The following is a 13757-nucleotide window of genomic DNA, read 5'->3' as shown; positions in this document are numbered from 1 at the left end:
AGCCACCTCCTATTTGCTGAGTTCGGCTATGATCTTCTCCTTCAAAGTTTCAACCTTATCATCGTCTTTTACTTCAAGCCCCATACCAGCAGCCTTAGTAAGCAGTTCGTCTTTCTTCATGGAATTAACAGCCTTAATTTCAGCTTCTTTAGAAGCTGCGGCTTTTGCCACTTTCTCTTGCTCTGCCTTATACCTGGCAATGGCTTCCTCTTCGATGTGGGCTCTTTCAAGGTCGCTAATACCAGCTTCCCTTTGCTCTGTCGAAGCGTTCTGTGAATCGACCACAATACCTTTCTCCAGATAGTAAGCAATTACCGGATGGTTTTCCATTCCATCCGGTAACTCTAAATCTGCTCCAGGGAGGAGCGGCTCTCCATTGATTCCGATAATCTTTCGCGATTTATTGATAATCTTCATTGTGTCATTCTCCTTCCTTAAATTCCGTATGCAAGAAGCATTGATAACGGATAGTAAATGATAAGTCCCGCTGTTCTTGTTTCACAAGGAACCTCTGTTTCGAGTTTCTGTACCTGCAATGGGTACTGGTAGAACGGGAGTGGAATCTCCAAGCTAAACTTCTCTGGATCCTTCGTGTACATAAATGCAACACTCTTTCCAGATGTGTTGATGTCGGTTGCAGTATCCTGTAATTCTGCCATGCTCTCAAAGTTCTTCAGATATGGAGCATGTTCCTTGATGAAAGAGAGAACAGTTGTCTCTGTGTCTGGAATTCTTCTGGTTGCAAGGTCCATATAGATGTATGAAGGGAGAGCTAATGTATCAGGCTTCTCGATAGACATTGTAATCTTGTCAATAAACTTCTGCATGCCATTGATATCTTCAAGAATCTGATCCGCTGTCTTGTGAGCCCAGTCCGTATACTTCTTTCCTCCCACTTCAACCTCGGATAATGTATAAAGTGGGATATCTGTACCTTCTGAAAAGATACCGACAAGGTGGTGTTTCTTATCTCCTGCGAACGCAATCTTATTTACCATGTAATCAGATGCTCGTCTTGCAGCTGCACCCTTTCTGGCATCAAGAGATTTGCCTGCCATTCTGGAAGCTCTCATCTCCTGCACATTATAGCCATAGCTGTCTCCAATAGATTTGATAGAGGCAGTGTGGGATTCGCCCTGTACGTCAACTCTAGGAAGATCTGTTGCATAGTTATTGATAATTGCAGCCATTCCAGTAATGTCATAGCTATAATATGTCGTAGTCTCTGCTCCCTCATTAACCTCTGATGTAATAGGGAAACAAGATAAAGCGGAGAGTTCCGGATACTGCTTGTCATAAGTCTTTGTCTTTACCTGATCAAGCTCTCTGGCAAAGAATACTGTTGCCGATTCAACGCTGTCAAAACGGAGCTGCTCACTTCCTGCAAGCCCCTTCACAAGGGTAGAGCTCTTTAATGCGCTGTAATCATCCATGTTAAAATCTTTCATTCGTGCTTACCTCCTTAATTATTCTGCATTTTTCACAACCGCACCCGGTCTGAATTCTACGTTTGCAATACCATCATCCGTCTCGCCGAGGAAAATTGCATTAACCTCAACCTTAGTTGCTGACGAATCAGCAGATGTTGTAAACTTGCCTGCTTCTGCTCCATCAGTAATCAAGAAAACCTTATCCTTGTAAACAGGCTTGGCTTTCTCGCCGGTCTGTACCCAGATTCTTCCGAAATGGAGGCATCCAACTGTGCGTTTACTGTCAATGGAAACATTATTATCCATATCCTTTTCCACCATAACAGAATTGTGTACTACAACACCCTCAAAATCATCAGATGTTGCACCTGTTGCCGGAAGCTTTACGTCAGTGCCTTTATTTGTTCCAACGACAACACCAAGACCAAAGGCAACACCATCACCTTCTGCCTGTCTTGTTGTAACATCATGGGCTGATAAATCAAACAGCCCGCCGGCCACTCCTTTAGGAAAGCCAAAGCCATAACTTGTCTGTACTGCTGTGCTCATTACTTTCTACCTCCTGTCATATTCGCAATCATTTTCTTACGAGCAGATGTTGAATTACTAACCTCTTTTGCATCCTTGCGGACCTTATCAGCTGCAATTCTCTCTCTCTGATCATTTGTGCTCTTTCTCTCATGGAATGACTGCTTTGCAATGTCATAAGCTGCATTGATATAGCTGTCACTCTTTCCATCAAGATTCATCTTCGGATTAACTGCCTTGATAATGCGTTTTCTTCCTTCTCTTACCGAAAGTCCCTCAACTCCATCAAGGTTTAATCGGTCAGCCATTCGGCACACATCAAGGCGGTCCTGAATAATTTTATCCACAGAATCCATGTTTACTCCTTTCTGTTTCTCCGGATCGCATTCTGCACCCGCTCCCTCATCATCCGAATCTGTGTTTTCGTCTGTAGGAGCAGTTTCATCTTTCTCTCCAGTATCTTCTCCTTCATCACCATTCATATCGCTCTGAGCCTGCATCTTGTCAATCTCCTGTAAGAGAGTATCAAGATCTGCTTTCTGCTCTGCAATAATATCCTCTGGCGACATACCATCACCCTCGGCATCTCTGCGGTCAATATTCTCCTTGACCTTTTCAACGGGTGTCTTTTCCGGTTCTCCATTTTCCTCCGGATTGTCTGCTGGTGTTTCCTCTGGATCTTCTCCATCAACTCCCTCACCAGTTGCCTGATTTGCGGCTTTCTGAGCCTTGAATAAAGCAATAGCAGCTTCCATCTCTTCTGGTGTAAGCTCTTCGCCCTCATCAGCTCTGCGGCCTTTTGAATTAGGTTTGTACATAATTACTTTGCCTCCTTTTAAGATTTGTGTATCATCATCCTTGCCATCGATATTCAAGCGAGCAGTTTCTCCCGCCCTTGCTTCTCCGACAAGTGCAAGATGATTGATTTCGATATTTTTCTGAATACAATCGTATTTCTCTCCGTGATATACTCCCGGAGTATCATCAGTATCAAGGCTGTATCCAAGGGATAACTCTTTCAATCCGCAACTTTTCAAAGCATTTGTATCATGAATAATAATCTCACAGCGAACGCTATCTCCATCCCTGTATCCTTCACTCATAATTGTGCCTATCTGTTCTCTGCGGACATTCTCCTTATCCACTTCTCCAGCATCATGTGTAATGATGATTGGTTTGCCCTTGTAACTCTCCAACGATTTCTTGTCAAAGACATTCTCAGGCAATCGGAGTTCCCTCCGTGTGCTTCCATCATCATTCTTATACTCAAATATGCCACATGTAGTCACAATTGGGTGATCTACAAGATAGCCTTCATCTGTGTAATAAGTCTGATCCATGGAAATGCTGTCAATTCGTTTCAGCTTCACTTTCTGCACCTCCTGCTTTCTGTCACTTTTTCAATGCAACCACTTCCTTTCAAACTGGCAAATCCAGATTATCTATATCAAACACCGGAATTGCGCAACACCGGCATTGATAATCCTGTCCAGGATGGCATTTTCTGCCATTTCCTACATCTGGCGGATTGTCCCAGCTGATTATCTTTCCTTCCAGCTCTCTATGGCTTTTCCGCTCTCGTCTATCCATTACTCCAGACCATTCATACTTTGGCACACCCGCATCCCTCTGCTGGCTCTCCGTAATATCTGCATTAAGCTTTGCCGTTTGGTCTCTGGCAATCAGCTTTGCATGACGCTTACTCATTCCGTATTGCCGCTGAATCTCTTTTACAATATTGGTTGTAGTCGTTCCTTTCATGTAGTTTTCATATACCAGTTCTTTCATTCTATCGAGAGATTGATTCGGAACAGTCTTTATTAAATCCACATTATCAGACACCCATTTTTCCAACATCTTTGCGTAATATTCTCCAGAATAATAATCATCAAGCAAATTAATACCCAATGTCTTGCTTACCGCTTTCTTCCACTCTTTAACGGTGAGCTTATGGTCTAGGTTGGCAATTATATTTATCTGTCTTTTCAAGTCGTAAAGTCCAAAAGCGGCATCCAGTTCTCTTTGGATTGTCTTAAAAAGAATTGTGAGGCGAACTATTGTATTGTCTAAAGCTGAAAATCGTGCTGTCCTGCGTTTCTGCTCATTATCTTTCTTTGAATCCGCACGAAGCTGCGTGCCCTCATTAAGTATTTGCTTTATATCTGGCATATACTTCATAAGCACCTCTTTCTCGATAGCCATATATGCATTTACCAATCGCATATATTCTCTTTCCGCACTGTCCGGATACTTAGGTCTGTATTTACACGGGATAATCCGTTTTCCTTTGTTTTTCTCTTTCAATTCAGACCGAAGTAATTCTTTTCGTAACATTTCATCCAAGCTATCACCTTCTCTCATTGCCTCTTATTTGGAATTATGCTTGCAATCGTCTATTTCACTGCTGACACTAAAAAAGCCCCATAATGCCACGATTAGCGGCACTACAGGGCAAAAGAAAAGAGCCTCACACTCGCAAGGCTCGTATCTTATATTCCAAGTTCATCCAGATATTCTAAAATATCATCACTCTTTCTTGCAGGATCTTCCTTGATGTAATCTTTTACTTTCCGGATATCCTCATCATCATGCTTAACTGCACACAAAACACAGCCAACAAAATCATCATAAGTATCACTTACATTCTCCAGAAGTTTCTTCAATTCATCCATCGGTCTAATCCTCCTCTGTCTTCATGAATATATCGTAATCATCAAATCCATGATTCTTGAATCTATAATAGTATGTAGGGCTATCTGGCTCATTTGAACTCGTACGAATTGCGCACACTCTCTTTCCCTTGTACTTTGCATGATACACATTATTTATGTCATGCGTGACCTTTGCCTTTTCCTTTGCAGTCATTGGTAAGGACTGGGTTTTCTTTCTCTTAGAGTTGCTCTTCTTGTTCTTTCCTCCACTACCCTTCGGGTACCTTCCAGAACCAGGACCTCCGTCTGCTTCCATATTACTTTGACTTACCTCAGCTGTCAACCGAATTTCATCCAGTTGCCTTAGAAAGTCCTCAAGTGAAAGTCTAAACGGAAGGAATAGGTCCATGTCAAGAACACTTCCTATATCTTCAAAACGAGCATCTTCCATCTCTGTATTAAAGCATATTGGATTTCCATAATACTCTGTGCATAGAAAAACCTGCGAAGGACAATATTGTTCGGACATACCAGAAATCAAAGTTACCGGAATTATATTTGCTATATTGATGCCAAATTCTTCCCTTGTTTCTCTTATGGCTGCATCTTCCGGTGTTTCCCCTATTTCAATATGTCCTCCAGGTCCACACACAAGTCCATTGTCTTTCCTTGTGCCAACAAGCACTTTCCCATCTTTTACAACAATGACACCGCATCCGGTAGGAGTAACTGTATCAAACGCAGAATCAGTCTCGGTTTCTTCCTGTTCCTGCGGCTCTTTCACTTCTGCAGACAATGCCGTATTCGATGTCTCTGCTGATTCATTTGCATTAGTTGGAGCATCATCCACCATTGCTTCCCAATCATCTTCATCATCCAAAATATCGTTTACTGTAAACTCTCCGTTTTCAGCTAAACGCTTTCTGACTTCCGAAGCGTCAAGAGCCTGCATATCCACATAAACCTGTGCTGTCTGTGCCTTTGTAAGCTCCGTTGCAGCCTTTGTCTGATCTACTCCCGCCTGCTCCGCTTCGCTCAAATTCCATAAAGGCTTGAATTTCAGAGTATAGTCAGGAATTTCCTCAAACTCTCCCTTATACTTTCCGGCAATCAAGATAATATCAATCAGTACTCCAAGATTTCTTTTGAGGTTCAACTTCTGAATCTTATTCACATAGGAGTAATAGTTCTCCATATCTCCCTCTCCGGTGGAGTTTTCGCCGGCTGGTGACCTCCCAAAGAGCTTCGTCTGTGGGATGTTTGTTACTGCTGAAAGCATATTGCATGTCGCATCGATAATATCCTTTACTCCGGAAAATGTCACAGTCTTATAATCGTAATCTTCTCCGTTCGCATCAATAGCTATGGAATTGATGATGCCCTTCGCCATATCGATTATACGCAGTCTCCTAAGAACAATATCCTCGCCCTCGTCTGTTTCCAGAAGGTTGGCAAGGTCATTCATCTTATAAATTGCTTGTACCGCCCTATCAAGCAGCTTAACTCCATTCCCATGCGATGTAACAGTTTCCTGCAAGGCTTTATGTATCCTCGTGTACTCTGGCATGCCAAAGAAACGATATTCTGTCCTCGAGCTGGATTGTGGCAATGTTCCATTCTTGAACAATAGGCACCTGCTTTCGTGGACACGAAACTGCTGGCCATACATTGGAGATACATCGTAGAATTCAGGCTTTCCAAATTTCGACCATTTACCGGTCTTTGGATCGTGATTATATATGCTGTTGTAATCTGGTGTAATCAAAGGTCTTTCAAACACAAGCAGTTCATCAATCCCTCTGATATTATCCCAATCCACAGGCTCATCAATCTGTTTCCCATCATCAATTATCATCACCATAAGCGAACCGCCATATAGTCTCGACCATTTGATAGCTGTAGAAGCTGCACCCTCAAAGTCCAACTCGTCAAGTGAATCATTTATAAATGTTTCCAGGTCAACATCATTTACACCATATTCAAATCCACTACTAACAGCATCATCAGATGGGATATCTATTATCTTAGCGAACAATCCGTTTTCCTCGTAGTTCAGTGTGAGTTCCACATCTGTTACAGGATCATCACTCTCAAAACGATACTGCTCTGACACATCATCTTGAGTACCATACTTATTCATCAGATTCTTATATCCATCTGCTCTGCTTTCTTTCTCATTGTCCTGCATTTCCTCACCTCCTAATCTACGAGACTTCCGATATTGAATGTCTTTTTCTGGTAGCAAGACAGTGCAACCGCATCTGCTCTATCTGGGGAATCAATCCCTCGTTTCTTCATTTCCTCTTTGCTTTCAAGTAACATCTTTCCTCTACTCGTCAGCCTGTATTTTCTACAAGTGAGCTGTGCAACAAGTTCATTGTCATTTTCCAAACTCACTTCCTCCATCATTAAGGCATCTTTTACTGTGCCCCATAAATAAGTTGTCATATTATCGTAAATGTCGCAGGCTTTCTGTTTTCCATCGCCAACAGTTTCTTCCGGAACTTTGCCAGCGGCATTAACAGGAACAATCACCATTCGTGTAAGCTTTTCTTCCTGCTTAACCTCTTCCAGACGGTCTGTAACTCCGCCACCAAGACCACAATCATCAATGTTGATATATATCTTTCCTTTGTATCTCGGAAACTCTGTAATAGCTTTTCTGTAAAGCTGCACAACTTTTCCAACTGTTGTCATGAGGCTTTGCCCTCTAAACGATACCGGAAGTGTTATTTTTCCACCTACATTCCTGGCAATAACTGTTTCATCAGAACCATATCTCGCCACATCCACTCCAAATGATATTCGCTTAGGAACATCGTCTGGCAAATCTAACATGCAGCAATGCTCCACCAGTGATAGGGCTATGAACACATCGTCTTCTTGCTTTGGGAATTCTCCGAACACACGCACAAGCACAACATTGCTATCCCTTCCATACTTCCGTATGAGTGATTCAATATTCTGTTTGTTGGTTCTCTTACTGTCTGCAGACGATACCGTGTGGCACCTGTATATGGACCTATCTACATTAAAAGCATCGTAGAATGTTCCAGATGTTCTCGTCGGGTTCCCGCACATCAGCAGCTTATTGTTTTCACCGGAAAGAGTACCAAGTATCGCCTCCATAATCGGATCTGCAACACCGGAAGCCTCGTCCACGATGAAAAGCATGTTATCCTCATGGAAACCTTGCATATTCTCTGGCTTCGTAGCGGTCCTAGCTACGGCAAACCAACGCTTTTCATTGCCAACCATATAAATATAGGTCTTCGTCCATTTGAGGATGTCTGAGAGCAAAGGAGACTTGCTCATCCACTTGCTGACTTCGGACCACAATACATCGTGCAACTGCTGTTTGGTAGGAGCTGTTGCAACAATTCTCGGATAGGGATAACAGCATAAAAACCACAGCAAAGCAACAGCTTCCATACCTGTTTTTCCAACACCCTGTCCAGACTTGATTGCAACCTTCGGGCTTTCTGCCAAATCCATCAAAGCTTGTTTTTGCCAATCATCAGGCTCAAACAGCAATACCTCTTGTGCAAATAGCACCGGATTTTTCCTGTATATTGGGATTTTCTTCTGGAAGAATTTTCTTCGTAATGTCCGTGAGTTCTTATTCATCTTCGCTCACTTCCTCTCCCAATACAGCTGCAATCCAATCATCAACCGCATCGTTGCCAGCACTTTCACTTTCAAGCCTTGCCTTTTCTATGCGATACTTGGATAACGCTTCAATAGCCTTTGTCTTTTTGCTCTGCACAGTAGAAAGTTCCTGTTCCAGCCTCGCTATGATCATATCCTTATTAGCTGTGTGTGTTGCTATATTATAGGACTTACCCGGAAGAATTTCTTTATTATCAACCTTCTCCTTCTGGCGCCTATCGTACTCTGCCTCTTCCTCTTGGTCTTTAAACGAGCGTTTTGACTCGCTTCGGTTCACATCCATTACCGCAACCTCTCCTTTTTGTTCGCGGTATTTATTGATTGCTTTAAGTATTCTTCGCTCTCTAATCGAAAAAAGCTGTATCTGTTCCATCAGTTGAAGCTCTGTATCTTCTGGAATAGACTCAAGAAGTTCCTGCTCATCTGAATCCAACGCATCCATAAATACAGGAACATAACCACCATGCTTTGTTCTGTCTGGTGGAGGGTTTGGGTTTGGATTGCCAGAACCGCCTTTTGCATTCTGATTTTTGGGTTGACCTCCCCTCTTTTTCTTTTGCAACGTTGCATTTTTCTTCTCATTTTTTTTCGCAACGTTGCACTTGTTTTTTTTTGAGGCTTTTCCCCATCCGTACCGGTTCTTCCAGCTGCGGACTGTTCCGTCTGAAACTTCCAGTTTCTTAGCAATCTCAACCATTGCCATACCATCATTGAATAGCTTTTCAGCTTGTGTTACTTTCTCACTCGGTGCTCTCGGCATATCACCACCTCTCTCCTGTTCGTTTTGCAATCGTGGACGCACAAAAGGGAGGGTGTATGCCCTCCCGTGTGTCACTCTCACGAATATTTATTGTTTTAACATTAAATCTTCGTTATAAACTCTGCTTTTGAATAACCTTGATTTGGTTTAATCATCATATTCAAAAAGTCCTCTTTGGAGAAGTCCGATAATCGGAATATTTCCTCTGGTCTCATACCAAGCTGCTTACCGATTTCTTCAACAGATTTCCCCTCTCCCATAAGCTCTCTAACAATCGCTTTCATAGGTTCAAGCAAATGTGTACCTCTTGCCCTGTTGTGGGTTACAGTACCGTAAATATTACCGGCTTTATCCTTATGTTCTACAATTACAACAGGAACCTTGCCTTCAAGCATTGATTTCAGAGGTTCTTCCCCTGCAACAGTCCAACGATGAAAACCATCAATAATCGTGAAATCTGGTCTCACGACAATCGGCAGCGTCCATCCGTTGGTTAGTATGGATTGCTTCAGCAATTCCAAGTTCTGCTTCGATACTTTATTTGGGTTGTAATCGTTTGGTTTTACTCTGTCCCTGTCTACCCATTGGAGAGTGGAAAGCGGACTACTCAATTTCTTATCCATTTGTCATGCCCTCCTTCTTTTTGGCTTCTGTAATGTATTTACCATAGATTCTCTGATATAAAGCACGATAGGAACGCAGCTTTGGATCACCAGAAATAAGTCCTTCATATATAGCCTTGCAATCCTTATTGTCCGCAATAGCAGAAACACTCATAAAGAAGTTCCTGTATCGTTCCGCAACATATCTCTTGTGCTTCGTTTGGAAATTTCCATCCATATCAGAAAACAATTCTAAAAGGGCGGCCTTATAATCTTTTTCCGTCATCCCCTTCTCGTTTTGTTTTCTTGCAGCTGTGCTTCTACCGAACATCTCGCTATCCCAATACAAGGCGGCCAGATATGCGTTCGGTTCTCGCCTTACTATCCGTTCCATAAGATCCGGATAATATTCATTCATTTTGACAAGGCTTTTTGCCGTGTCAATCGAAAAGAACTGCGATACCCTCAATTGTCCTTTTCGTGTTCCTGACTGCCACAAGAACAGGTAAATCTCTGGTATGTCAACTTTTTCCCGAAGGAGGTAAAGCCATACATCATTATTGGTCCAATCATATATCGGAAATACCTGGTGTTTATTCGTCATGGTCTTTCCTGCTCTCAGCATAGTTGCAATATTCTGCAGTCTCTGTACTGATTCCGCTGTTCGGATTCCTGTAATCGTAATTCCTCCGCTGCATATTCTTGGAAGAAAATCCTGATATGCATCAATGCGAGGTCTTAACAGCGGATGGTTTCTGATTGCGAATGATGGTGGCTGTCTTACCCAAACATCTTTTTTATATCTGTCCCAACAAATAAATGTTTCATCGTTGGACAGTTCATTAAAGCAGTTGTAGTGTTTTACCTCAAGGCAATACCACTCAAACTTTGCTCCAATTAACATAAATCTTTTTCGCCATTCCCTCACCTTATCTTCCATGCAAGGGAAAATGGCTTCTTCATCTATAAATTGTACAATAAGCTGTGCCGGATTGATTTCCCCTGCCTGCACAAGCTCCATAACAAGCTGTGCCATACAAAGGCTGTCCTTACCACCGCTGAAAGACATATACACCGGCAATCCGTTTTGGAATACATTTCTTATACGGATTTTGGCGGCCTTTACAACATCTATACTGGATTCGCACCGCTTTATAGCCATATTTTCTCCCCGCATTTCGGACAGATAACAAATTTCTTTACTTCGGTGGTATCTTCACTGTCCTCTGGCATTTCCTGTTGTGGCTGAGCAATTGGCTGCGGTGCTGGTGTTGCCTGCTCCGCCTCCGCTTTTTGAATCTGCTGTTCTTTTCTCTCTCCGCTTTCTTTAATACTCTGGATTTCTTCATCATCCAAAGTGCCATACTCGGAGAGCTTTTCTGTAACATCCTCTGCCTCTGACACCATCTGCTTTAATATGTCTTCATCAAAGCCCGGGATATCAAGGTCGCCCTGCAGGTCTTCTAAAAAGCTATTGAGTGTATCGAGATTTTCAATACCTAAGCTGAAAATCTTGTTGTCTGCAATCATCAGCTTCTTTTTCTGATTTTCAGTAAGATTGTCATACTTATAAACATCAGCTGTTTCTTTTCCCATGGCAATCAATGTTTCATACAAACCATTTCCTGCCAAGATTACATTGTTTTCGTCAACAACAATCGGACGGATCTGTCCGAACATTTTGACACTTCTTTGGAACTCCTTCAGCTGTTGCTCCGTATGAATTCTGACATTCTTTTCTGGCTTCACAAGGTCCACCAGCTTCATTGTGATAATTTCCATCTTTGTATCCTCCTGTATTTTGATTGGAGGAACAAATCCGTATGATATATAAGCTATCTGCAAATAGCAAAAGACAGCACTTGCAATCCTTTGTCTGCAAATGCTGTCAAATGTCAGCAACTTATTTTATTGTCTTCAAGAATGCTTTTGCACTCTCAAAATATTCTGCCGCCTCATTTACTATGGAGCTGTCAATCTCATAGATTTCGCTCCAGGCATTCTCTGTACTTCCTGTCCATTGCCGTGCTGGCCAAGGATGTGTTCCGCACAGATAGCCATTTTTCCAATCATATATAGGCGGCATAGCCAAATTATAATAATGGATATATGCCAAAACCTGCTCATGCGTCCAATCTGACAAAGGGCTGTATCTTGTAACTCCCTGACTGTTGGTATAAATGTTATCTCCTTTTCCAACATAATTCCCATCAGCTCTTCGTCTTCCGAGAAGGAGCATATCAAGATTGTTTTCTTTGTAGTATTTTGCCTGTCCTCTATGTTGAACAATATGGAACCATTGAGCTGCATATTTGCTATCCTGTGGGAAAAGCATGTGTGGATGAGTAACAAGCCACTTAATATCCTGTCCTGTATTGATAATGGACAATTCCGGAGGCTTATTATCCTCAACCCATTGCGTAAATGCTTTATACTCCAAATTGCTGATTACGAGGACGCAGGAGCTTATTCCTGCCCGACGGCAAATTTCTCCAAGCACAAGGGAATCTTTTCCTCCGCTCCATGCGTAGGCAGCTTTCTTTCCTTTCGTCTTAGCTTTTATATCCTGTATGGTCTTATCTACAAGCTGATCCAACTCTTTTTTGGTTATCAGCTGTTCGATTTTGTCAAAAGTTTCTATCCAGTCAGAGTTTTTGATTCGCTGCTTTCTTCCGAGTACGCTATCCATTCTCTGTACCCCTCTTTCTGCTTACAATCAAAGCGACTGTTCCGGATAACAGGACTGTCAAAAGACTGCCTGCTGTCTTATAAGCTGCAGTTCCTGTGATATTTCCATAAGCAAATACAGGAAGTCCTATAATCAGTGCGGTCGCAATGCCAGTAACAACACCTTCTGGTTTGAGCTTTACCCCCTTTAATGTAAATATTGTTGGGAGAAGCGTTGCTGCTCTGAGTGTGCCATACATTAAAAACAAATGCGTAACTGTAAGCCCTGGGATATTGGCAACTATAATTCCTATTACCAACAGTGCAACCATGGCAATCTTGGTCTTTCCGAGTGTGTTCTTTTTGAATATGTCTGTTGTGAGGGATGATATTGCACACAGATTACTGTCAATCGTAGATAATAATCCAGATACAATCATAAATAAAAATGGGATTACCGCCCAGCTTGGAAATAACTCCGAAATGAGTTCAAAGTTAATCACACCTGTATCAATCGCCGTATATCCCATCCCAGCTCCGACAAATCCAAGGATTCCCATTGATAATGGCACCATGCCAAATAGGATTGCTCCGATAAAGAAAGCCCTTCCTATTCGATTTTTCTTTACACAAAATGCTCTCTGCCAAAAACATTGGTCGCCAAATGGTCCTGAGATAAGGCCAACTGTTGTGGGGAGTCCGAAACCAAGAAATATCTCTATACCTTTTGCAGAGAAAAGAGAGCTGCACTCTCCTGTATATCCGCCAATTCCTGCGAACATATTTTGAATGCCTCCACCATTCTTAATACCAAAAACTGCAAAACAAACGCTTGCAATCAACATAAAGACCATCTGTATAGAATCTGTCAGTATCGAAGCCTTTATTCCAGAGAACTGTGAATACGAATAAGCAATCACAGCCATGATTACTGTCATGATCCAGAATGGAATACCTGTCAGCATACTTAATATTTTGCTTCCTGCCAATAACTGGACTCCTGTAGATAATGCCGATAATGCTCCAAGCTGGAACAGGTAAATATTTTTTACCGATTCAGACTGATATTTCTGGTGCATATATCCAGACAGTGTGATTCCTTCTGGCATTTCTTTTCTTATCCTTCTTGCGAACGGAATAAAGAAAATCAAGCAAAGCACATTAGGTACCAGAAACCAAAACAGCCCTGCAAAGCCTTTGGTATAAGCATTCTCTGTTGATGTAAATAGTGCAGGAGCCCATATCCATGTAGCTGCAATGCTTAATGCAGATATAAACCATCCTGTATTTCTATTTCCAACACAAAACCTTTCGACGCTTTTCTCTTTGTTTGTCATAAGTACCGTTGCCGCAATCATAATTACCGCATAAGCAGCCAGCACCATAATTGTGTAATTCATTATTTTCCTCCAATCAATATTATTCTGGAGGAGCAGGTGCATTTCCTGTT

14 protein-coding genes are annotated in these 13757 nt (G+C 42.1%); all 14 read right to left on the bottom strand.

The window, feature by feature from the left end; translation table 11 throughout:
* Nucleotides 1–9: 9 nt before the first annotated feature.
* The 14 genes from DWY37_RS03730 to DWY37_RS03665 all read right to left on the bottom strand — a co-directional run bounded on the left by DWY37_RS03730 (nucleotide 10) and on the right by DWY37_RS03665 (nucleotide 13707).
* Nucleotides 10–417 carry a hypothetical protein gene (locus DWY37_RS03730; protein ID WP_118592579.1) on the bottom strand — a complete coding sequence of 136 codons (408 nt, stop codon included), beginning with the start codon at nucleotides 415–417 and terminating at the stop codon, nucleotides 10–12.
* A gap of 17 nt (nucleotides 418–434) precedes the next feature.
* Complete coding sequence (locus tag DWY37_RS03725) at nucleotides 435–1448, bottom strand: DUF2184 domain-containing protein (protein ID WP_118592578.1); 1014 nt, start codon at nucleotides 1446–1448, stop codon at nucleotides 435–437.
* Nucleotides 1449–1466: 18 nt separating this feature from the next.
* Nucleotides 1467–1979 carry a structural cement protein Gp24 gene (locus DWY37_RS03720; protein WP_118592577.1) on the bottom strand — a complete coding sequence of 171 codons (513 nt, stop codon included), beginning with the start codon at nucleotides 1977–1979 and terminating at the stop codon, nucleotides 1467–1469.
* Nucleotides 1979–3328 carry a DUF2213 domain-containing protein gene (locus DWY37_RS03715; protein ID WP_118592576.1) on the bottom strand — a complete coding sequence of 450 codons (1350 nt, stop codon included), beginning with the start codon at nucleotides 3326–3328 and terminating at the stop codon, nucleotides 1979–1981. Before DWY37_RS03715 ends, DWY37_RS03720 begins: the two co-directional genes overlap by 1 nt.
* Nucleotides 3329–3377: 49 nt before the next feature.
* The gene (locus DWY37_RS03710; RefSeq protein WP_118592575.1) at nucleotides 3378–4319 is read right to left on the bottom strand and encodes a phage head morphogenesis protein; all 942 of its coding nucleotides are present in this window, start codon (nucleotides 4317–4319) and stop codon (nucleotides 3378–3380) included.
* A 128-nt stretch (nucleotides 4320–4447) separates the two neighbouring features.
* Nucleotides 4448–4630 carry a hypothetical protein gene (locus DWY37_RS03705; RefSeq protein WP_118343918.1) on the bottom strand — a complete coding sequence of 61 codons (183 nt, stop codon included), beginning with the start codon at nucleotides 4628–4630 and terminating at the stop codon, nucleotides 4448–4450.
* Nucleotides 4631–4634: 4 nt separating this feature from the next.
* The gene (locus DWY37_RS03700) at nucleotides 4635–6797 is read right to left on the bottom strand and encodes a phage portal protein (RefSeq protein WP_118592574.1); all 2163 of its coding nucleotides are present in this window, start codon (nucleotides 6795–6797) and stop codon (nucleotides 4635–4637) included.
* 11 nt (nucleotides 6798–6808) lie between these two features.
* Entirely contained in the window at nucleotides 6809–8236 is a 1428-nt protein-coding gene (locus DWY37_RS03695) for a DEAD/DEAH box helicase family protein (RefSeq protein ID WP_118592573.1), read from the bottom strand.
* Entirely contained in the window at nucleotides 8229–9068 is an 840-nt protein-coding gene (locus tag DWY37_RS03690; protein WP_243093190.1) for a terminase gpP N-terminus-related DNA-binding protein, read from the bottom strand. Before DWY37_RS03690 ends, DWY37_RS03695 begins: the two co-directional genes overlap by 8 nt.
* Nucleotides 9069–9139: 71 nt before the next feature.
* Nucleotides 9140–9661: a ParB N-terminal domain-containing protein gene (locus DWY37_RS03685; protein WP_003502242.1), complete on the bottom strand. Its 522-nt coding sequence runs from the start codon at nucleotides 9659–9661 to the stop codon at nucleotides 9140–9142.
* Nucleotides 9654–10802 (bottom strand): phosphoadenosine phosphosulfate reductase domain-containing protein, encoded by a 1149-nt coding sequence (locus DWY37_RS03680; RefSeq protein ID WP_003502241.1) that lies wholly within the window; start codon nucleotides 10800–10802, stop codon nucleotides 9654–9656. The genes DWY37_RS03685 and DWY37_RS03680 overlap by 8 nt, the downstream gene beginning before the upstream one ends.
* A complete protein-coding gene (locus DWY37_RS03675) occupies nucleotides 10793–11422 on the bottom strand; it encodes a ParB/Srx family N-terminal domain-containing protein (protein WP_055274213.1) in 630 nt (209 codons plus the stop codon). The genes DWY37_RS03680 and DWY37_RS03675 overlap by 10 nt, the downstream gene beginning before the upstream one ends.
* Nucleotides 11423–11543: 121 nt before the next feature.
* On the bottom strand, nucleotides 11544–12329 hold the full coding sequence (locus DWY37_RS03670; protein WP_118592572.1) for a phosphoadenosine phosphosulfate reductase domain-containing protein: 786 nt from the start codon (nucleotides 12327–12329) through the stop codon (nucleotides 11544–11546).
* Nucleotides 12322–13707: a sodium:solute symporter family transporter gene (locus tag DWY37_RS03665; RefSeq protein ID WP_118592571.1), complete on the bottom strand. Its 1386-nt coding sequence runs from the start codon at nucleotides 13705–13707 to the stop codon at nucleotides 12322–12324. The genes DWY37_RS03670 and DWY37_RS03665 overlap by 8 nt, the downstream gene beginning before the upstream one ends.
* Between the last annotated feature and the right edge of the window lie 50 nt (nucleotides 13708–13757).

The sequence above is a fragment of the Roseburia sp. AF25-13LB genome (assembly GCF_003478915.1).
GTDB lineage: Bacteria > Bacillota > Clostridia > Lachnospirales > Lachnospiraceae > Roseburia_C > Roseburia_C amylophila.
The sequence above is the reverse complement of the archived record's forward strand: the minus strand, read 5'-3'. Positions and strand labels throughout refer to the sequence as shown.